This window comes from Pseudenhygromyxa sp. WMMC2535 (assembly GCF_011083025.2).
The window spans coordinates 6,600,554-6,622,531 of sequence record NZ_JABJWV010000001.1 but is presented as its reverse complement, the minus strand read 5'-3'; the positions used below and the strand labels follow the sequence as shown (position 1 = coordinate 6,622,531).

Sequence of the window (21,978 nt, the reverse complement as noted above, 5' to 3'; positions counted from 1 at the left end):
CGGCATCAGTAGCGACATCAGTCGCTACATCAGTCGCGCAGCGGTAGGTCGAGGTGGAAGCAGGTCCCCTCACCCACGCGGGTCTCGAAGCCCAGCTCACCACCGTGCTCCAGGGCGATCCCGTGCGAAACGGCGAGACCCAGCCCCGTCCCCTGGTCCCGCCCCTTCGTCGTGAAGAAGGGATCGAAAATGCGCCCGCGCACCGACTCGTCGATGCCCTTGCCGCGATCTTCGACGCTGACCCGGAGCCAGGGCTGGCCGTCCTGCTCGAGCGTGTGCGCGCGGATGGTGATGCTGCGCAGGGCCGGCTGCCCCCCGTTGATCGCGTCGCGGGCGTTGGAGATCAGGTTCATGATCACCTGCTGGATCTGCTGCCCGCGACACGCGATCAGCGGGAGCCCCGGCTCGACCTCGACCGTCACGTCGATCTGATCCTTGCGCAAGATCGCACGGATCAGCGAGAGCGTGCTCTCGATCAACATCGCCATGTCCTGGGGCTCCGGGTCCCCGCCCGGCGGCTCCTGGCGCGAGAAGGCCAGCAGGTTGCTGACGATGGTCGCAACCCGGCTCGACTCCAGGGTGATCTCCTGGGCGAACTCGAGCACCATCTCCGTCTCCTTGGGCTGCACGGCGATGAGCTCGGCGTAGTTCATGATCCCCTGGATCGGGTTGTTGATCTCGTGGGCCACGCCGCGGGCGAGGGTCGCAATCGACTCCAGGCGCTGCTGCTGGCGCATCTGGGCGTCGAGGGCGGCGCGCTCGGCCTCGATCTTCTTGCGGATCGTGATGTCCGTGGAGATCGTGATGAACTTGCCGACCTCCCCGGCCACGAAGATCGGGGCCACACGCACGCCGTAGTAGCGCGTTCCGCCCACCGCCGGATGGAGCTGGACCTCGAGCTCGCGCATCTCCCCGCCATCGACCACCGCGTCGAGCACCTCGGACCAGCTCGCGCCCTCGGTGGGCGACATCACCTGGCGCGAGTCCACGCCGATCAGCGCCGCCGGCGGGACCTCGTAGGGAGCGAGATGGTTGACGAATTCGATGGTCCCGTCGCGGTCGAGGAGCGAGATGATGTCCGGGACCCCGTCGACCAGGGAGCGCCAGTGGGCCTCGCTGCGCTGGAGGGCCTCGTAGAGCCGAGCGTTGTCGAGGGCGTTGGCGGCCTGGGCCAGGAACATCTGGAGCACGGCCATGCTCTCGCTGGCGAAGCCTCGCGCGCTGTCGCGGCGGGAGAGCACGAGCACCCCGCTGGCCTCGCCGTGTTTGCCCAGCGGCAGGCAGAGCAGCGAGCGCAGCTTGGCCGCGATGACGTAGGGGTCACCCGCGAAGCGCGGGTCGATCCGCGCGTCCTCGACGCTCAGCGTCAGCCCCGTGCGCCGCACGTAGTGGACCACGCTGAGCGCGACCTGGTCGCGGGCCGCCTCGAGGGGGACCGGCGGCTCGAGGGGGTGCGCCCGCTCGCCCGTCGACGCCAGCCCGATCAGGCAGACGACCCCGCCGCGATCGAGCACCAGCTGGGCCTCGTCGGCGTCCGATGAGGACAGGGCGGCGTCGAGCAGGCGCGTGATGATCTCCTCGATGCGCAGCTCCTCGGCGATGAGCTGAGAGGTCGCGAGCACGAGGTCGATGTCGATGGTCTCGGCCACCGGGAGCAGGTTCGAGCTGCGCTCGGCCGTGGTCGCGGCGACGGCCCCGACCCCGAGCGCCTCCTCGTGCTCGCGCAGCAGGCGGATCTCCACCGCCTGCGCGCCCCAGCGCCGCGCGGCCTCGGTCGCGAGATCGAGGGCCCCGCGGGCCGCCGCGCTGCGCTCGTGCGCGAAGGCGAGCTCGGCAAGGCGCTCGCACGCCATGATCTCCACGAGCCACAGCCCGTTGTCGCGCGCCAGGCTCTGCGCCCGCTCGTAGCAGGCCAGGGCCCGCTCGACACGCCCGCGCGCCCGCGCGCGCTCGGCATCGACCAGGGCCTCGCCGGCGGCGAAGTTCTCGGCGCAGCCCCGGGCCCAGCGGCGCATCAGCTTCGCAAAGCGCCGCAGGTGCTTGCCGCCGTCGACGGAGTGCTCCTCCCACGACATCCGCTGGCCGACGCAGACCGCGGCCAGGGTCACGAAGCGCGGGAGCTGCCAGCTGCCGTGCAGGGCCCGCTCGAAGTCGGACAGGCGATCACCGATCACCGCGACGGCGTCCTCGCGGCGGCCGAGCAGCCACAGGCCCTCGGCGCGGATGAGCTCGGCCACGCAGTGCGCGAGCTCGCCGTAGCCCGAGAGCGCCGAGCTCGACTTGGACAGGAGCGCGCGCACGCGGGCCCGCGACTCTCCGCCCGCGCCCCGCAGCGCCTCCGCGAGCGCGAGCTGCTGGGCCAGCGAGGCCGACATCTCGCACGTCCCCCAGCGCTCGAGCTCGGTGTGCCAGCGGCGCCCGTAGCTGACGAGCTCCTCGAGCTTGGTCCCGGCCATGTACATCACGCCGAGGCCGAGGCCCGCGGCCTGTGTCGCGACCTCGAGATCCCCGACCTCCCGCGCGGTCTGGAGGAGCGCGGGGATCCTCGACGCGCTGAAGGACCACCGCCGGCAAGTCGGCCAGACCAGCAGCGCCGCGGCGGCCTCGGCCCGCGGCCGCACCACGACCTGGGGGACCCGCGCGCACAGCTCGAGGGCGTAGTCGCACAGCTCTCCCGCGGCCTCGAACTCGCCGTAGCCAAAGGCGCCCGCGACCCCGAGCTGGGCGAAGGCCACGGGCGCCGCCGGGTGAAAGCCGTAGCGCATCACCAGCCAGCCGTGCAGCCCGCACAGCGCCTCGAAGAGCTCGATGTCGCGGACGAAGGCCGCGTTCTTGGCGGCGATCACGATGTACATCGCCGCCACCGCCCGGGGATCCGCGGCCTCGGGCATGGCCGCGAGGGTCTCCAGGCGCACCCCCGCGCAGGACCGCCAGCCTCGCATCACCCACGCGGCCCTGCGCAGCTTGGAGATCGGCGAGCTCAGCCGCCACCCGCAGCGCGCCAGGGCCTGGAGGCTGAGAGCCACGGCCTCCTCGGTGCGGCCTTGCAAGGCCAGCATGCGGATCCTCCGGGCGGTCACCCGGCCGAGATCGGGCAGGCTCAGCGGCCACTCGAGCAGCGCCTCGAAGCGCGCCTCGGCCTGGTCGCGCGCGCCGGTCAGAGCCAGCGCCTGGGCCCGGGCATACTCGACGGCGAAGGCCAGCTCGTCGCGGGGCTCCTCGCTCAACAGCCGACACCCCGCCTCGAGGTAGACCCGCGCCGACTCCCAGGCCGCGACGCCCATCGCTCGCTCGCCCGCGGCGAGGTTGAGGCGCGCGAGGGCCCGCGGCCCGAGGGCGTGCAGCGGAGAGCTCGCGTCGAGGTCGACCCCCTCGTCGAGGGCGTCGACGAGTTCGAAGAGGCGATCGCCGAGGACCCCGAGGTCGACGTCCTCGAGCCAGGCCTCGCCACAGCACGCAGGATCGCTGCCCACTGGCTCCCCTGGCTCCCCCGACTCGTCCCGCTCACCCTCGCCTGGCCCGCGCCGCGCACGAGCGAGCATCCAGACCCCCAAGCTGACCCGCAGCGTGCGGCGCTGGGCCGGCGCGAGCTCGGCCAAGGACAGCTCGCAAAGCCGCGGGTGCGCGAAGCGAAAGCCCCGCGGCGTGACGGCCAGCAAGCCCTCGCGGCGCAGCTCGTGGAGCGCGGCCGCGAGCTCGACCCCGCGGCGCTCGCCGATCGCCTCGAGGGCCTCGACCTCGAACTCCGCGCCCACGCAGGCCGCGAGCGAGAGCAGCCTCCGGCTGGCCTCCGGCAGCGCCGCCAGCCTGGCCGTCATCAGCCCGAGGGCGCCCTCCGGGAGCTCCGCGGCGGCGATCGCCTGTAGATCCCAGCGACCCCCGGCGATGTCGAGCAGCCCACGCTCGACGAGGTGCTCGAGCAGCGCGCGGACGGCCAGCGGGTTGTTGGCGCTGCGCCGGCCGACGAGCTCGACGAGCTCCCCGAGCGCCCCCGCGGGCTGGCCGATGTGCTCGGCGATCAGCGCCGCCAGCCCCGCGTCGCTCAGCCCATCGAGCGCGATCTCGACGACCCGCTCCTCGCCGCGCCACTGCACGAGCGCGTCGGCCAGCGGACCCTCCCCGCCGACCTCGTCACGGCGCAGACCCGCGACGATCAGCATCGGCACGCCGATGCCGACGTCGAGCAAGAAGCGGATCAGCTCGACGCTGTCGCCGTCGGCCCACTGGAGGTCATCGAGGACGAGGACCAGCGGGCCGCGCTCGCCGAAGGTCGACAAGAAGCGAGCGAGGGCGACCCGCAGGCGGTTCTCGACCGCGTCTGGATCCGCCTCGACCGCGACCACCTCGTCGAGCGCTGCGTCCGCGCACCGCTCGTCGCCCCTCCCGGCACCCTCGGCCATGTCGGCCCCGCCGGCCCCGTCGGCCCCGTCGCAGGCCGCCTCGCCCTGCTCGCGCTCGTCGAAGATCAGCCGCAGCTGGGGCAGCAGCCCGGTCATCACCGGCGCGAGCGTGCCCAGGTTGACGCGCAGGCGAGCCGCCCACTCGCGCAGGGCGACCTCGTTTTCAGTCAGCACGGCGTCGACCAGGTTGATCCCCGCCTCGACGAAGGCGTGGTAGGGCTCGTGATCGAGCGGCCGAAAGCGACCCGCGGCGATCAGCCCGCGGCGCTCGAGCTGCGGGCGCTCGAGCGCCTGCATCAGCGCCGTCTTGCCGATGCCCACGGGCCCCGAGAGCAGCACCATGCGGGTCTCGTTGCAGTCGAGGGCGTCGACGAGCTCGGCCTCGATGCGCTCGAGCTCGCGCTCGCGCTCGATCAGCCGGTGCACGGCCTGCACCCGTCGGCGCAGGTCCCTGCGCCCGAGCACGAAGTCCACGGGCGCCCCCGCGGCGATGGCCTCGAGGTCCGCGCGCAGGCCCGCGGCCGACTGGTAGCGCCGCTTGGGATCCTTGGCCAGCAGGCGCATGACCACCGCGCTGAGCAGGCCGGGCGCGTCACCGCGCAGCTTGGCGAGGGGCTCGGGCCGCCGGACCCGCTGCGCGAAGATCAGCTCCCAGGTGTCCCGAGCCGCGAAGGGCGGCTGACCGCTGAGCAGCTCGTAGAGCACCGCGCCGAGGGCATAGAGGTCGCTGCGCGCGTCGACGCTGCGGCGGATCAGCCCGATCTGTTCGGGGGCGCGATAGGCCAGGCGCGCGCGCGCGAGCGCCTGGCGGGGCGCCGCGCTCGGCCGCGCGCCCGCGGCCACGAGCCCCAGCCGGTTCGCCCGAGCGCTCGCGGGATCCTGAGAGCAGGCCCCGCTCGCCTCCACCCCAAAGTCGAACAAGAAGGCCTGCGAGGTCCGAGGATCGACGCGCACCGCCGCCGGCGAGAGCGCGCCGTGGATCAGCCCGAGCGCGTGGGCGCGCTCGAGGCCGCAGGCGAGATCGAGCGCGACCTTGGTGACGAGCTCGGTCTTCACCTGACCCGCGCAGTCGAGGCCCTCGAGCCAGGTCGCCAGGGGGACGCTCGCCAGCGCGTCGAAGCGCGCGATCACCCGGGCCTCGTCGTGGACGAGCTCGCGCAGCGGGAGCAGACCCTTGGCCTCGACGCCGCACAGCAGGCCGAGCTCGTACTCCACGCGCGCCAGCCGAGCCCCCTCGACCGCGAACACGCGAGCGATGAACACCCGCCCGTCGGCCTCGCGCTCGAGTTCGAAGTCGACGAGCGGACCGACGCCGCCCAGGCGCCGGCGCACGACGTAGCCAGGGAGCTTCGGCGGGCGCTCGTGCGTGATGGACTCGTGGAGGCTCGCCGAGTCGGATGATGATCGAAGGCCAGCGTTCATCGGCGATGCCCTGCCATTGTACGACGGCGAGTCGCCGCCCTCTCCCGCTCTCACCGCGGCAACGCGACCGCCTGAATGTACGCGCCGATTTCGCTCGTCCCCGGGAACACCGGCGCGGGGGCCGGCTCGAGATCGTCGACGCGCGTGAGCACGCCATCGCCAGAGAGCACGAACAAGCTGCGCGGCACATCCTGCGACTCCACCCCGTCGAGGAGGTCGAGGTAAACCGTCTGGACGCTGTGCAGCAGCAGCGCGCCGTCGTCATCGAGGGCCAGCGGGACCATTGGTACTCCTGCCAGACGCTCGAGCCCACTGGGCGAGACGCGGATCAGCGCGCCGCTGGTAAAGGAAGCGCTCGCGCTCGCGCTCTCGTCGAAGCAGGCCCAGGCCACCCACGTCCCGGAGGGGGAGACGACCGGCTCGCCCGAGAGTGTGCAGGGGCTGGTCTCGAGGCTGAGCGGCTCCAAGCCCTCGGCGTCCGCACGCAGGACCGGCCCGGCGATCGACGCGAGGACCACCGCTTCGCCCTCGTCGGCGACAAACCACCAATAGGGCCCACCCACGAAGAGCGGGAAGCTGTCGACGCTGCCCCTGCGCTCGTCCCAGCGGTGCATGCTGCCCCCCGCTTGCCAGATCGAGACCTCGCGGTCGACGACGTGGAGCAGGCCAACGCCCCCCTCGCCCCCCGCCTCGACCAGGGCCGCGGGCAGCTCGAGGGCCCCCGAGAGCTCGGGCGTGCGCGCGTCGACGCTCTGCCAGCTCCCGCTCTCGCCGTCTGCGAAGATCACCCGCCTGCCAGCTGGATCCATGGCGACGAGGACCCCGCAGTCTGCGAGCAGCTCGCAGCTGCGCGCCTCGCTGGGCGCGACGGGCAGGCTCAACCCCTCGACCACCGCGACCTCGCCGAGCCCGAGCTCGGCGCTGGCTTCAGCGTCCTGCTCGGGGTAGCGCAGCAGCTCCAGGCGCGTCGCCCCGTCGCCGACGGCGAGGAGCACCGGGGCCGCGCTCGCCCCCTGCGCCCAGTCGTAGGCACCCTCCGCGCGCAGGGGGATGATCGTGTCGTCGTCTTCACGGCGCTCGAGCCCGAGCCCCGGCGCGAGCGGGACGAGCTCGAGGCCGCCGTCGTCGGCGATCCAGAACAAGGCCGTGCCCGAGCTGCTCAGCTGCACCCGCGGCGGCCCGGCGATCGTCACCGGTGGCAGCTGCAGGAGCAGACGGCGCTGATCCTCGAGATCGACCCAGGCGCCCGCGCGCGTCCCCGCGCGCACGAGCACCCCGCGTCCTTTGGGGCCCAGGCGCAGGTGCTCGATCGGCGCGCTCGGGCCGAGCACGTCGAGGGTCCACAGCTCCCCGCGATCGTAGACGTGCAGCCGGCGCTCTCCCCCGTCGACGGTGCTGTCGAGCCACAGCGCCCGGGCCTCCACGCCCTCGAGCCCGCACCCCGAGCCAGCCAGCGCGAACGCGAGCAGGGCTCCCACAGCGAGCACGTGAGCTGGCGCGCGCGACATCGGCTCGAAGCTAACAAGGATGGGCACCCGCGCGCAGCGATGACTTTGCGAGGCCCGCCCTGGCTGCGACCCCGACTGCACGCCCCCGACTGCGCGAGGAAGCGCGACACCCGGCGCGCTTGCGCCCCTGCGCCCCTTCGGGCAAGGTCGGCGCCCATGGCCGGAGACGACGAGAAACCCCAAGAAGAGCTCGAAGCGACCGCTGGCGCCCCCACCGAGGGCGACCTCGAGGGAGATCCCGAGGGCGCGGATGCGGCCGAGGACGAGGGCGAGGGCGAGGAGCTCGAGGCCCTGCAAAAGGCCGCGTCGGAGATCGAGCTGGTGCTCCTCCCGCTGGCCTGCGTCAACGAGGGCAAGGGCGCGCCCCTGTCCATGGGCGTCCAGCGCTGGATGGCTCAGGAGCTCGCGCGCACCGGACTCAAGGCCGCCGCCCCGGTGTTCACCGCCATCGCCGAGCAGCAGGGCCGCAAGGTCCCGGCGCTGCTCATCTACCGCGATCCCTGGACCGACTCGCGCGCCCTCCAGGGCGCCGCCCGCTTCCCCAACGCCCGCCGGGCCGTGAGCGGCAACTTCTTCGTGTCCGAGGACAAGCTGACCCTCGACCTGCGCCTGGTCGAGATCCACAAGGACGGCAGCACCCCCGTCGACGCCAGCGAGCGCGAGGAGGGCGAGGAGAGCGACACCCCCGAGACCGTCCCCGGCCACCTCGAGGAGATCGCCACCTGGTCCGGTGAGTTCCAGGCCAGCGAGCTGCCCACCAAGCTGTTCGAGGCGCTCCAGGAGCTCGCCGCCAAGAGCGGCCAGACCGTCGAGCACGCCGACGCCAAGGCGGCCTTCGGGACCGAGGAGATCCAGGCCACGCTCAGCTTCCTCGTCGGCCTCGGCAACCTCTCGGCCCTCCAGGGTCGGACCGTGCCCGCGACCACCGATCAGCTGCTCAACCCGCTGATGGACGCGATCAACCGCGATCCCAAGTTCGACGCGGCCATGGAGGCGCTGCACGGGATGGTCGACATCCTGATGGCCATCAACCCCGATCGCACGACGATCCCGCTCTCGCTCCAGGCGCTGTCGATCGCCGCCCAGCGCCGCAAGGACGACGTCGAGGCCTGGCATCACCTCGGCGTGGTCGCGCGTCGCCTCGGCGACCTGCCCACGGCCATCAACGCCTTCAACCAGGCCTTCAACCTCGCCCCGACCAACGTCCAGGTCACGGTCAACTTCATCCAGACCCTGCGCCAGACCCAGGACACGGAGAACGCCCTCAAGGTCGCCCAGCACGCCGCCGAGAACGGCAACGAGGCCCCGCCGGTGCTCGCCCTGCTCGGCAGCTTGCTGATCGAGAACGACGACTTCGACGCCGCCGAGCCCTTCTTGCGCCGCGCCGTGGACGAGGGCCAGATCCCCAGCGCCTACGGCGACCTCGCCAACGTGCTGTGGGACCGCTCCGACGACGACACCAGCGAGCAGGGCGAGGACCGCGAGGAGGCCATGAAGCTGCTCGAGACCGCCGTCGGCCTCGCCCATGTCGCCAAGACCGCGCTCGAGATGCTCCTCGACCTCGCCGTCGAGGAGGAGGACGAGAAGGCCATCGCGCTGCTCGAGGCCGCCGGCGAGAAGCACGGCCAAAACCCCGCCGTGCTCACCTCTCTGGCCACCTTGCGCCTCGAGGGCGAGGATCCCCAGGAGGCTCGCCCGTGGCTCGAGAAGCTGCTCGCCCTGCCCCGCCGCTCCCTCGACGACGACGCCTTTGGTCGCCGCGCCCTGCTCGCCCTCGAGCTCGACGACTTCGAGGCGCGCTACGAGGCCGCCATCGACCAGGTCAACAGCGGTGACCTCGGCAAGCGCAACGAAGCCGCCGTGTTCCTGCGCGAGGTCGTGGCCAAGGACGCCCGCTACTGGCAGCCCCACCTGATGCTCGCCCTCGCCGTGCGCGAGTCCGAGGGTGACGCCGCCGCGCTCAGCCACCTGATGAACGCGGTCCGCCTGCGCCCCAACGACGCGCAGATCCGCCAGCTGATCGCCGGCATCCTGCGCAAGCAGGGCCGCCCGCGCGAGGCCGTGGAGCACCTGCGGGCCGTCGTCGCCCTCAACCCCCGCGAGGTCGATCCGGTGATCGGCCTCGCGACCTGCATGCGCGACGCGAACATGTTCGCGGAGGCGCGGCAGATCTGCACCGCCGCGCTGCAGATGATCCCTGGTCACCCCCAGTTCCAGGCGATCCTCGAGAGCCTACCCCAGGCCTGAGCCAGCCGGTCGGGGCTGCGTCTGCGCCCCTCGTCTGCTCGATCGAGAGCGTCCCCTCGCGCCGCGTCGCTTGGGGGCGCTCTTTCACGTTTGGCCGTCCGGCAGACACGTCTCGAGGACCTCCGCGCCGCCGTCCGCCCTTCTCACTCGTCCCACTCATGGGGGTCAAAAGGCTCATCCGAATCGCATGACCCGGAGGCGATTGCCTCTATTGCACAGCTAAAATCTTCAGGAACTCCCTCATGCTGATCGAGAGAATTCTGATAGCAGTCCATCTCTTCGCATGAAATTGTTGACAAGCAGCGGAGAAATACCGCTCGCCGCGACCCACACTGATTTTCTCGGATCGACTCGGCAATGCAGTTGTTCAGACAAAGCTCTAGTGCGCGCACCAGAGGACTTGAAGGGCCCCAGGCTTGGAGCACCGGCCGCTGACTTCGTTGCTCGTCAGTCATTTGTTTGCGAGTTGTCCATGGGCAGCACCAGCCAGAATATAGGCAGACATGCCCGCAGCGACACGGCGCGCCACGTCCTTGGGGCGCGCTCTCGGGCTCGCCGACTGTGGGCACATCGTGACGACGCAGACGGGCATGCCGGTCGCGTCGACAAGATCCCTCGCCATGCTAGAGCGGCGATCAGTTTGAATTGTTAATAGATTCCGATCGCTTAGCGGCGCGGTTCGACAACGTCTGGCGGTCGTGATCCCGTAGGCCTCGCACGAGGCCACGCATGACGCTCCCCCGCTGGAACCCTCCCGTCACTCTGTCTCCCCGCGAAGCCCGCATCCGCAAGCGCGTCGGCAAGAAGCGCAAGCTGTTTGGCTTCCTGTGTGACCACCGGCTCGAGCTGTTCGACGACGACTTCCAAGCCGAACTCGAGCAGATGTACCGCGACACCGGAGCCGGGAAGAACCCGATGCCGCCCGCACTGCTCGCCATGGCCCTACTGCTTCAGGGCTACTCCAACGCGTCGGACTCGGAGGCCGTCGAACTCGCCGCTTGTGATGCTCGATGGCAGCTGGTCCTCGGCTGCCTTGGTTGCGATGACCCGCCGTTTTCCCAGGGCTCGCTGTTCAACTTCCGCGAGCGGCTCATCGCTCACGACATGGACCGCAAGCTGCTCGAGCGCACTCGGGAGCTCGCCAAGCGAACTGGCGCCTTCGACTTCAAGAAGCTGCCCAAGAAGCTCGACGTCGCCGTGGACTCGAGCCCGCTTCGAGGTGCGGGTCGGGTCGAGGACACCTTCAACCTCCTCGCTCACGCGGCGTGGAAGGTCGTGCTGTGCGTCGCCGAGCTACGCGCTCGACCGGCGGAGCTGCTTGTCGACGAGCTCGGCATCCCGCTGCTCGCGGAGCCGAGCATCAAGAAGGCGCTCGATATCGACTGGTCCAACCCTGCGGCCAAGAGCGCGGCGTTGAACCGTTTGCTCGGACAGATTGAGACGCTCGAACAGTGGGTCGAGACGAACCTGTCGAGCGAGAGCAGCAAGCCTCCGTTGCAAGACCAGCTCGCGCTACTCGAGCAGCTACGTGGACAGGATCTCGAGCCCGACCCCGACCGTGGAGGCCAGCGCATCAAGCGGGGCGTGGCGAAAGACCGGCGTGTGTCCGTCGAGGACCCCGACATGCGTCACGGTCGCAAGACCAAGACGAAGTCCTTCAACGGATACAAGCGCCACGTCGTCGTCAGTCTTCACACCAAGCTCATCCTCGCTGTGACGGTGGCTCCGGCGAACCAGCCGGAGAAAGACAGCCTCCCCACGCTCGTCGACCGAGTCGAACATCTGGGCCTCGAACTCGCGAGCCTGCACTTCGACCGGGGCTACATCGAGAGCTCGGACGTCCCCGAACTCGTGGCCAGCGGCGTCGAGGTCATCTGCAAGCCATGGCGGCAGTCCAACGGCGACAAATTCGCCAAGACCGACTTCAGCCTCGACTTCGCCAGCCAGACGGTGACCTGCCCAGGGGGACAGACCCAACCCATGCTCCTCGGCGAGAGCGCCCGCTTCGAGGCTGATGTCTGCAACGCCTGCGAGCTCAAGCCCAAGTGCACGACCTCGGACCGGGGCCGAGGCCTCCGAATCGCCGCCAACGAGCCGTTGCAAGCGAAACTACGGGTCCTCCAACGAGCACCGCGCGGACGCGCGCGACTGCGACAGCGCGTCGTCGTCGAGCATACGCTCGCTCATGTCGGCCAGCGCCAAGGCAACCGAGCTCGCTACCTCGGCATGCGCAAGAATGAGTACGACTCCACGCGAGCGGCAGTGCTCGTCAATCTGCAGGTCATCCAGCATGAGCTGGAGTGCCCGAAGCTGGCAAATGCGGCGTAGCTCACCGAATTCAAACTGGTCGCCGCTCTAGTACGACTTGATCACATCCGCGAGGGCCTGATCGGTGGCCCCCGTGGGTCGATGTCACGTCCGCACATGGGACAGTGACCCAGCAAGTGAAGCAGGACCACTTGTAGCAACGCTCGGAATGCCTGGATGGTCAGCCCCGGCTCGGCTCGCTGTGCTTTCCGCCTCCGGGTCCTCCGGGGAAAAAATCACGCGGTGGAGCGTGAGAAAGGCGTGAGCCGCGGCGACCAGGGCGACGTGGTGGTGGAAGCCTCGCCATGTTCGTCCCTCGAAGTGGTCGAGGCCGAGCTCCCCTTTCATCTCCTGGTAGTCCCGTTCGATCCGCCAGCGAAGCTTGGCCAGGTAGACCAGCCTCTTGACCGTGGTCTTCGCGGGCAAGTTCGACAAATAAAACGCGGTTGGCTCCTTCTTCTTGTAGGACCACTCACACAGCAGCCACTGCACTTCACCCGGTGGGTGCCCTGACCGATGCCGGTGCGCGGTTCGGATGCGTAGCACCGCGAAGCGCCGCCGCTGAGGCCCGCGCGTCCCGTGGCGCCATTCGACGTGACGGAAGCGCCTGGCAGGCAAGCTCTTCGCCAGCTCTTCGACCGAGACGGGCTCGACTCCTTCGGGGGAGACCCACTTTGTTCGTGGCCGCCCCCTGGTGCCGGGAGCTTTGGACGGAGGAGGGCTCGGGCACGTCCCTGGCGGCCATACGACCGCGTTGCCGGAGATGCGCAGTACGTAGTGGAGCCCGCGTTCTTCGAGTCCCTTGCGGAATTCCGTCGAGTCGCCGTAGGCCGCGTCGGCGAGCACCGGTCGAGGCGCGAGCCCCCATTCGAGGGCGCGGTCGAGCATGCCGAGGCCGAGCTCGAGCTTCGTTTGATGGGAGAGCTCCTCGGGGACGCCTGCCTTGGTCCGGCGCCTTGGGTCGTTGGCCCAGACCTCGGGAAGAAACAAGCGCATGCCGATGCAAGCGCCGCCCGCCTCGCTGGCGAGGTGGAGGCTTGCTGCGACCTGGCAATTGTCGACGCGGCCCATCGTCCCCGAGTACTGACGCTGTACCCCGACGGAGTGCTTGCCCTTCTTGGGGAAGCCGGTGTCGTCGATGACGAAGGCGTCGAGGCCCGGGAGCTTGTCCTCGACGCGCAGGGCGAGTCGGCGAAACAGCTCCCACTCGTCCCAATCAGCGATCGTGATCGCCTGCTGGAGTCGCTGGCGGATGGCTTCGCTGTCACCGGGCGCGGCTGCGAGGCGCTGAGCGATGGGCACCATGCTCTTGCGCTCGCCATCGAGGAGAAGCCCACGCATGTAGTTGGCGAGGGCCTCGCGCCGCTCGCTGCGACCCATCTGATGAGTGATGTAGCCGAGAAACTCCTCGAGTTCGGCCCCCACCCGGGAGATTTGTTCTGGAGTCACCCCCGCAGCAGATCACAGCTGGGGATCGTTGTCGATCCCCATCTGACCAAGTAGTCCTAGAGCGGCGATCAGTTTGAATTGTTAATAGATTCCGATCGCTTAGCGGCGCGGTTCGACAACGTCTGGCGGTCGTGATCCCGTAGGCCTCGCACGAGGCCACGCATGACGCTCCCCCGCTGGAACCCTCCCGTCACTCTGTCTCCCCGCGAAGCCCGCATCCGCAAGCGCGTCGGCAAGAAGCGCAAGCTGTTTGGCTTCCTGTGTGACCACCGGCTCGAGCTGTTCGACGACGACTTCCAAGCCGAACTCGAGCAGATGTACCGCGACACCGGAGCCGGGAAGAACCCGATGCCGCCCGCACTGCTCGCCATGGCCCTACTGCTTCAGGGCTACTCCAACGCGTCGGACTCGGAGGCCGTCGAACTCGCCGCCTGTGATGCTCGATGGCAGCTGGTCCTCGGCTGCCTTGGTTGCGATGACCCGCCGTTTTCCCAGGGCTCGCTGTTCAACTTCCGCGAGCGGCTCATCGCTCACGACATGGACCGCAAGCTGCTCGAGCGCACTCGGGAGCTCGCCAAGCGAACTGGCGCCTTCGACTTCAAGAAGCTGCCCAAGAAGCTCGACGTCGCCGTGGACTCGAGCCCGCTTCGAGGTGCGGGTCGGGTCGAGGACACCTTCAACCTCCTCGCTCACGCGGCGTGGAAGGTCGTGCTGTGCGTCGCCGAGCTACGCGCTCGACCGGCGGAGCTGCTCGTCGACGAGCTCGGCATCCCGCTGCTCGCGGAGCCGAGCATCAAGAAGGCGCTCGATATCGACTGGTCCAACCCTGCGGCCAAGAGCGCGGCGTTGAACCGTTTGCTCGGACAGATTGAGACGCTCGAACAGTGGGTCGAGACGAACCTGTCGAGCGAGAGCAGCAAGCCTCCGTTGCAAGACCAGCTCGCGCTACTCGAGCAGCTACGTGGACAGGATCTCGAGCCCGACCCCGACCGCGGAGGCCAGCGCATCAAGCGGGGCGTGGCGAAAGACCGGCGTGTGTCCGTCGAGGACCCCGACATGCGTCACGGTCGCAAGACCAAGACGAAGTCCTTCAACGGATACAAGCGCCACGTCGTCGTCAGTCTTCACACCAAGCTCATCCTCGCTGTGACGGTGGCTCCGGCGAACCAGCCGGAGAAAGACAGCCTCCCCACGCTCGTCGACCGAGTCGAACATCTGGGCCTCGAACTCGCGAGCCTGCACTTCGACCGGGGCTACATCGAGAGCTCGGACGTCCCCGAACTCGTGGCCAGCGGCGTCGAGGTCATCTGCAAGCCATGGCGGCAGTCCAACGGCGACAAATTCGCCAAGACCGACTTCAGCCTCGACTTCGTCAGCCAGACGGTGACCTGCCCAGGGGGACAGACCCAACCCATGCTCCTCGGCGAGAGCGCCCGCTTCGAGGCTGATGTCTGCAACGCCTGCGAGCTCAAGCCCAAGTGCACGACCTCGGACCGGGGCCGAGGCCTCCGAATCGCCGCCAACGAGCCGTTGCAAGCGAAACTACGGGTCCTCCAACGAGCACCGCGCGGACGCGCGCGACTGCGACAGCGCGTCGTCGTCGAGCATACGCTCGCTCATGTCGGCCAGCGCCAAGGCAACCGAGCTCGCTACCTCGGCATACGCAAGAATGAGTACGACTCCACGCGAGCGGCAGTGCTCGTCAATCTGCAGGTCATCCAGCATGAGCTGGAGTGCCCGAAGCTGGCAAATGCGGCGTAGCTCACCGAATTCAAACTGGTCGCCGCTCTAGGAGCCCGTGGTGAAACCCAACACGACACCTGGCTTGGTCTTTTCGCCGAGGGCTTTGTCGCCAAAACTTGCAGTACGCCCGGTACAGCAGCGTTTTGGCTTCGCGCCCTCGACAAAAATCCCTGCGCCAGGAGCCGCGCTGGGTTCCACCACGGGCTCCTAGCGTCCCCAAAGTGAACACCGCCGAGCGAACCTCGCCAACCACAAAGGTCCACCGCCCCCGCGCCACCGCTAGACGCCCCGGCAGACTCGTGCTCAGGGTCCTCGACGGGCCCACCCCCGCCCTGCACCAGCTCGACGGCACCACCTTCACCGTGGGCAGGAGCCAGCTCGCCGACATCGTGGTCGAGCACGGCTCGGTCAGCAAGCTCCACCTTCAGCTCCAGCTCGACGCCGCTGGGGTGCGCCTGCGTGACCTCGGCAGCACCAACGGCACGTGGTGGGGCGGCCGGCGAGTCGAGGCCTTTCGCCTCGAGCCCGGCGACGAATTCCTCGCGGGAGAGTGCCGGGTTCGCCTCGAGTCCGTCGCCGAGGTCGAGGTCGAGGTCCTCGACAGCGAGCGCTTCGGCCAGCTGCACGGCGACAGCTTGGCCATGCGCGAGCTCTACATGCAACTCGAGACCCTCGGCCCCACGCCCCTCGACATCCTCGTCCTCGGCGAGACCGGGACCGGCAAGGAGCTGACCGCCCAGACGATCCACGAGCTCGCCCGCCCGCGGCGACCCTTCGTCACTCTCGACTGCGCCTCGCTGTCGAGCACCCTCGCCGAGGGCACGCTCTTCGGCTTCCGCAAGGGCGCGTTCACGGGCGCCGATCGCGACCAGCCCGGCATCTTCGAGGCAGCCAGCGGCGGCACCTTGTTCATGGACGAGGTCGGCGAGCTCAGCCTCGCGCTCCAGCGCAAGCTGCTCGGCGTACTCGAGCGCAGACAGGTCTCGCGCATGGGCGAGCCCGGACGCCAGCGCCCCCTCGACCTGCGGATCGTCGCTGCGACCCACCGCGATCTCCGTCAGGCCGTCGCCAAGGGCGAGTTCCGCGAAGATCTCTACTATCGACTCGCCCGCGCGATCGTCCGCACCCCCGCCTTGCGCGAGCGTGGCGAGGACGTCCTGACCCTCACCGAGCTCTTCCTCGACCGAATCCGCCGTGACTTCGAGGTCCACGTCGAGCTCGACGAAGACGCCAGCGCCATGCTCGTCCAGCACGACTGGCCGGGAAACGTCCGCGAGCTCCGCAACGTGATCGAGCGCGCAGCCCATACTTGCCGCGGAGGCGTCATCCGCTCGGAGCACCTGATGCTCGCGACCCCATCCCCTGCCGCGCATCTGGTCAGCGACGACCGCACCTACGCCGAGCTTCACGCCGCCGTCGATCAGCTGACCTTGCCGCGGCTGCTCGATCGCTACGGCGGCAACCTCTCGCACCTCGCCAAGCACCTGGAGATCAGCCGTGACACGCTGCGCAGGCGGCTCAAGGCGCTGGGCTTGTATGCCCACGCCCAGCGCTGACGGCCAGCATCGACCGACCCAGCGCCTGCGCGCGCACCCAATCAAAGAGGCGCCGGGGGAGCTCCCCCCGGCGCCTCTTTGCGTCGGCTCACCGACAATCTGCAGCTACTCGCGCTCGTAGGTCCGCTGGATCAGCTGACCGCTGCGCACGATCCCGAGGTCGACCGACTCGGCGTAGACCACCAGGCTACCGACCGCCAGCGCGGCGTCCAAGCTGTCGACCACCTCACCGTCGATCTCGGTGATGACGTCCCCGTTTTGGAGGCCGAGCACATCGCCGAGGTTCCCAGCGACCACACCGCTGACCTCCCAGCCGTCTTGGCTGCCGAGGCTCGTGTAGTGAGCCGACAACAGCGTGCCATCGGCCGAGAGGGTGTCGGCGGAGGCGTAGAGCAGCGACTCGATCAGCGCCTCGGGCACCGTGCAGACCGCGTCGTTGCAGGTCACGCCCGCGAGCTCCTGGAGCCCCTCGCCGTCGTCGCCGCCCTCGTCTTCACCGGCCTCGTCGTCGCCAGCAGGGGCCTCGCAGGCGGCCTCTCTGAGTCGGCACGCGCCGAGGAAGATCGGCTCGGAGAGGTTGTCGGCGCAGTCCTCGGACTGTGCCCCCATCAACGCGGCCTCTTCCTGGCACGCGGCGATGGCCTTGTTGCGGAGCGCGATCTACGAGAGGCTCTCTTGGTCGTTTGCGAGCTCCAGGGACTTGGCCTCGGACACGCAGGTCTCCACGTGGATGGGCTCACAGTCATCACCGCTCGTCCCGTCTGCACAGATGGTAGTCCCAAAAACCGAGTCCTCAGCGAAAGCTTGTGCCCCGACGACATCGATACCATATGCCTCTCCACAAAGAGGCATGTAATTCGGATTGGGCTCCAGGCAGCCTCCCAGGGCAACGGCACAAATCACGAGAATCACGTACTTTCTGTCTTGCATCTCTTTCATCTCTTTCCTCACTCATCCCATTCATTGGGATCAAAAGGTTCATCCGGGCTGCATGCCACGTAGGCGTTCACCTCGAATGCGCAGTCAAAATCCCCAGGAACTCCCTCATGCTGATCGAGAGAATTCTGATAGTAGTCCATCTCTTCGCATGAAATTGTTGATACGCAGCGGAGAAATATCGCTCGCCGCGACCCACACTGATTTTCTCGGATCGACTCGGCAATGCAATTATTTAGACAAAACTCTAGCTGTTCATCGTCCACGACATACGAGCACTCATACATCGCAGGACAAGCCATCTCGCAGGTCTCCGCGATGTAGTCGCTGTAGTCAGCATCAGCCTGCCTGTCCGAGCATGCGCCAAGTAGCGAGCCTCCGATCAACGCCGCACAAAGCAGCGCACCAGACCCCAGCAGTCCCCGCGCAGTGAGCAAGCGGGGGTAGAGAGCGTTTGTTTTCGTCTTCATGACTTCCTCAGCGCACGGCCACTGGTTGTGCATGGGCCGTGCCACCCCGAGTATAGTCAATATGGCCACGCCAGGCGGGCGCCTGCCCGCGACGGCGCGGCGCTGACGAGACGAGGTGCAACAAAGACCTCCAGCTGACGATTTTCTCGCCACCTGCCACGACGACTGGGGCATTTTTCCCGTCGCCTCGCTCGACCTCGGCGCGCGTCAGTGAATGACCCCTGTCAGGGCATTCACTGACATCGAGCTCATCGCCGACGAGCCGACACTCGGCCCGCCTCTGCCACGACCGCGCTCAGTTCGACGGCTTCGACCGCGCCCGCGCCACCGCCTGCTCGCAGGCCGCGGCCCCCGCCTCCGCCTCTTCGCGGGTCTCGCCGAGCTCGCGCCGGCGCTGCTGGGCGCTCAGGCAGGCGCTCGTCGCCTGCCACAGCCGCGCGAGCAGGCCCTCGGGGTCGACGCTCGTCAGCTCGACTCGCCAGATCATCGCCGTGGCGTCGGCCGAGGCCGAGATCACCCGCTGACCGCCGAGGCCGACGGCCAGGCTCTGGATGTCGGCGCCGTGGTGATCGAGGCGCAGCGCAGGCGCCCCGCTCTCCGGCGTCCAGATCCGCAGCCCCCCGTCGCCCGAGGCCGTGACGACCCTGGCGTCGGGGAGCACGGCGACGTCCCAGACCTTGCCGCCGTGGCCCTCGAGCGCGTCGATCAGTCGACCCTCGTCCACACCCCAGACCAGCGCCCGCCCGTCGTGGCCGCCCGAGACCAGGCGCTGGCCGTCGGCGTCGAAGGCCAGCGACCACACCGCCTTGTCGTGGCCGACCAGCCGCCGCGGCGCCGCGTCGTCCTCGAGGCTGGGCCACAGCTGCACGCTGCCGTCCTCGCCCCCCGTGGCCCAGCGCCGACCATCGGGGCTCTGGACCAGGGCGTAGATCTTGCCCGCCTGCGCGGGCAAGGTGGCCAGCGCCGCGCCAGTCTCGGGGCTCCACACCCGCACGCTCCCGTCCCCCGAGGCCGTGACCACGCGCCCCGCTCCCCCCCGCTCGAAGGCCACGGCCGAGATGAAGAGCTCGTGACCATGGAGCGCGACCGCATCTTTTTTTGGGTCCTCGAGGTCCCAGACCCGGACCTGACCGCCCCTGAAGCCGGCCGCGAGCCGCCGCCCCGACTCGTCGAAGGCCAGGCTCCAGGCGCTGGGCCGGAGCTCGCCGAGGACGGTCTCGCGGCCGTCGGCCACGGTCCACAGCGAGACCCTGCCGTCGTTGCGCGCGGTCGCGACCTGGGTCCCGTCGGGGGTGAGCAGGGCGTGGTTGAGGGCGAGGTCCTCGTCCACGGAGACCTCCGTGCTGCCGCTGCCGCTGCCGCTGCCGCTGCCGCGCGCGTCGAGCCGAGCCAGCGACACGCCCTCGGCCACGCTCCAGACCTGCGCGCTCCCGTCGTGGGAGGCGGTCACCGCCCGGGCCCCCGCGGCGTCGACCTCCACGCTGAAGACCGTGTCCGCGTGGCCGCGCAGGGGCGTCGTCAGCTGCGGACGCTCGAGATCCCAGATCCGGATCTCGGAGTCGTAGGCGCCCGTCGCCAGGTAGCGCCCCGCGCCGTCGAGGGCGATGGTGTAGATCGACCCCGCGTGGCCGACGAGCTCGCGCGCCTCGCCGCGGCCGTCTGCGCGGCTGACCTGGGCGCGGCGATCGAAGGACGCGCTCACGACCTGCCGACCCTCGTCGATGAAGGCCACCCCCCAGACCTGATCCGAGTGGCCTGGGAGCGCCACCGAGTCGTGGGGGGCGAACAAGGAGCCCACGCGCACGCTGCCGTCGAGGCTCCCGGTTGCGATCTGCTCGCCGTGGATGGCCATGGCCGCGATCGCCTGGGGATGACGGGCCACGATCGAGCTCGCCGGCGCGGGGTCGCGGCCAGCCTCGCCGTGGAGCGTCCAGACCCGGGCGGTCCCGTCGTCGGCCGCCGTGACCGCCCGCTGCGCCGAGGGCAGCGCGACGAAGTACACGCCATCGTCGTGACCACCGAGCACCGCCGCGGGCTGGGGCGGGACCGGGCCGTCGAGATCATCGAGGCGCCACAGCCGAGCCTGCTTGTCGCTCGATCCCGTCAGCAGCCAGGACCCGGAGGGGTCGAAGGCGAGGGCGAGGACGAAGGTCTGGTGGGCGGCGATGGCCAGCGTCGGACCGCGCTCCCCCGCCTCCCCGAGCTCTCCGAGCTCCTCGAGCTCCTCGAGATCATAGAGCCCCTCGAGATCATAGAGCGCGAGCTCGCCATCGGCCGAGCCAGCGGCCAGCCAGCGGCCGCGAGGATCGAAGGCCAGCGCGCGGACCTCCGCCGACCCCCGGCGCAGGACCAGACTCGTCTGCGAGCGCAGCGACCACAGCCGCACCTCCCCGCCGGTCGAGGCCGAGGCCAGCCAGCGACCGTCGTCGCTGTGGATCAGCTGGGTCACCTCCCCCTCGTGGCGATAGATCGGCTCGCCGCGCGCGTCGGCCGGCGTCCAGCGCCAGACCTCGCCGTCCGTCGAGGCCGAGGCCAGCCAGCTGCCGTCGCGCGCGTAGACCAGCGCGCTGATCTCCCCGCGGTGCCCCCGGAGCAAGGCGTGGCTCAGCGGCTCCCCCAGGACCCGGTTGGCCGCGGACAGCCACTCGCCGTCGTGGCTCGACTCGCCCTCGACCTCGCGCAGCAGCGCCGCGATCGCGGCGGGGTCACCCAGCTCGCGCTCGCGCTCGCGTCCACCGAGGGGCGCGCGCTCGAGGCTGCGGACGACGCTCATGCGCGTCGCGTCGCGGGCCCGCGCCGCGTCATCCTGGGCCTGGAGCAGGCCGCGATCACGCTCGATCTCCAGCAGCCCCGCCGTGAACCCGGAGAAGTAGCGCTGGCGCGCGCTGTCTTGCAGCGAGCGCATGGCCAGCCCGGCGAAGACGAGCAGCGCCAGGCTCCCGAGGCCGACGCCGAGGGCCACGCCGAACCGTCGCCAGCGCCGGCGAGGGTCGTCACCGAGGGCGTCGAGCAGCGCGCGCATCGACGGCCAGCGCTGGTCTGGATCCCGAGCGAGGCCGCGGAGCACGGCGGCGCGCAGCCAGGGCGGGACCCCGCGATCGTCGCTCGGCTCGTCGATCTCGCCCGCCATGATCGCGTCGGCCAGGCCGACGAGGTTGCGGCTGAGGAAGGGGCGCTGGCCATAGAGCCCCTCCCACAGCGCGACGCAGAAGCTGAATTGATCGCTGCGCGCGTCGCTGCGCCCGCCCAGGTACTGCTCCGGTGGCATATAGGCCGGCGTCCCAGCCACGCTCCCGGTCCAGGTCAGCCCCGGCTCGTTGGCGGGCGCCGAGCCCTCGTCCGCCTCACGCGGGGCGCCAAAGCTGTGGGCGAGGCCGAAGTCCGCCACGCGCACGCGCCCGTCACCACCGACGAGCACGTTGTCGGGCTTGAAGTCGCGGTGGACCACCCCGGCCGCGTGGGCAGCCGCCAGGCCCTCGCCCGCCTGGATGAAGTGCTCGACCACGGCCCGCCACGGCCGCGCCTCGGCGGTCAGCCAGTCGCGGAGATCGAGGCCCTCGACGAACTCCATGGCCATGAAGACCTGATCCGCGTGGGTCCCGACCTCGTGGATGGTGAGCACGTTGGGATGGGAGAGCCTGGCCATGGCCTGCGCCTCGCGCTCGAGCCTGGCCATGGCTTTGGGTGACGACATGTCGCTGCGCAAGAGCTTGAGCGCGACCCGGCGATCGAGGCGCTCGTCGTAGGCGACGTAGACCACCCCCATGCCCCCGGCGCCGAGCTTGCGGACGATCGCGTAGCGGCCGACGCGGACCGGCTCGAGCGAGAGACCAAAGAGCCTGGCCTCGACCTCGGCCCGGCGCTGCTGGTCCTCCACCCCCCCGAGACGCAGCCCGCCACGCAGCGCACCAAGCTCCTCGTCGTCTCGCTGCGGGCTCAT

11 protein-coding genes are annotated in these 21,978 nt (G+C 69.8%); 4 read left to right on the top strand and 7 right to left on the bottom strand.

Annotated features, from left to right (window positions below):
• Positions 1–29 precede the first annotated feature (29 nt).
• Both G6O69_RS25710 and G6O69_RS25705 read right to left on the bottom strand, forming a co-directional pair.
• Positions 30–5,822, bottom strand: a complete 5,793-nt coding sequence (locus tag G6O69_RS25710) for an AAA family ATPase (protein WP_172306145.1) — start codon at positions 5,820–5,822, stop codon at positions 30–32.
• 50 nt (positions 5,823–5,872) lie between these two features.
• Positions 5,873–7,330: a hypothetical protein gene (locus tag G6O69_RS25705; protein ID WP_172306144.1), complete on the bottom strand. Its 1,458-nt coding sequence runs from the start codon at positions 7,328–7,330 to the stop codon at positions 5,873–5,875.
• 156 nt (positions 7,331–7,486) lie between these two features.
• Here G6O69_RS25705 and G6O69_RS25700 point away from each other — a divergent pair, with 156 nt between their 5' ends.
• On the top strand, positions 7,487–9,577 hold the full coding sequence (locus G6O69_RS25700) for a tetratricopeptide repeat protein (RefSeq protein ID WP_172306143.1): 2,091 nt from the start codon (positions 7,487–7,489) through the stop codon (positions 9,575–9,577).
• Between the two features lie 729 nt (positions 9,578–10,306).
• Complete coding sequence (locus G6O69_RS25695) at positions 10,307–11,905, top strand: IS1182 family transposase (protein WP_172302564.1); 1,599 nt, start codon at positions 10,307–10,309, stop codon at positions 11,903–11,905.
• An 84-nt stretch (positions 11,906–11,989) separates the two neighbouring features.
• Here G6O69_RS25695 and G6O69_RS25690 read toward each other — a convergent pair whose 3' ends face one another.
• Positions 11,990–13,333, bottom strand: a complete 1,344-nt coding sequence (locus tag G6O69_RS25690; protein ID WP_172302544.1) for an IS701 family transposase — start codon at positions 13,331–13,333, stop codon at positions 11,990–11,992.
• Between the two features lie 162 nt (positions 13,334–13,495).
• Between G6O69_RS25690 and G6O69_RS25685 the strand changes: the two genes are divergently transcribed.
• Together G6O69_RS25685 and G6O69_RS25680 are read left to right on the top strand one after the other, a co-directional pair.
• On the top strand, positions 13,496–15,094 hold the full coding sequence (locus tag G6O69_RS25685; protein WP_172302407.1) for an IS1182 family transposase: 1,599 nt from the start codon (positions 13,496–13,498) through the stop codon (positions 15,092–15,094).
• A gap of 281 nt (positions 15,095–15,375) precedes the next feature.
• Positions 15,376–16,632 (top strand): sigma 54-interacting transcriptional regulator, encoded by a 1,257-nt coding sequence (locus tag G6O69_RS25680; RefSeq protein WP_172306142.1) that lies wholly within the window; start codon positions 15,376–15,378, stop codon positions 16,630–16,632.
• 105 nt (positions 16,633–16,737) lie between these two features.
• Here the strand turns inward: G6O69_RS25680 and G6O69_RS25675 are convergent, their stop codons facing one another.
• The 4 genes from G6O69_RS25675 to G6O69_RS25660 all read right to left on the bottom strand — a co-directional run bounded on the left by G6O69_RS25675 (position 16,738) and on the right by G6O69_RS25660 (position 21,978).
• Positions 16,738–17,241, bottom strand: coding sequence for a PDZ domain-containing protein (locus tag G6O69_RS25675; RefSeq protein WP_172306141.1), 504 nt, complete (start codon positions 17,239–17,241; stop codon positions 16,738–16,740).
• A 51-nt stretch (positions 17,242–17,292) separates the two neighbouring features.
• Positions 17,293–17,583 carry a hypothetical protein gene (locus tag G6O69_RS25670; RefSeq protein ID WP_176397091.1) on the bottom strand — a complete coding sequence of 97 codons (291 nt, stop codon included), beginning with the start codon at positions 17,581–17,583 and terminating at the stop codon, positions 17,293–17,295.
• The gene (locus tag G6O69_RS25665) at positions 17,580–18,038 is read right to left on the bottom strand and encodes a hypothetical protein (protein WP_172306140.1); all 459 of its coding nucleotides are present in this window, start codon (positions 18,036–18,038) and stop codon (positions 17,580–17,582) included. Before G6O69_RS25665 ends, G6O69_RS25670 begins: the two co-directional genes overlap by 4 nt.
• 295 nt (positions 18,039–18,333) lie before the next feature.
• A complete protein-coding gene (locus G6O69_RS25660) occupies positions 18,334–21,978 on the bottom strand; it encodes a protein kinase (protein ID WP_172306139.1) in 3,645 nt (1,214 codons plus the stop codon).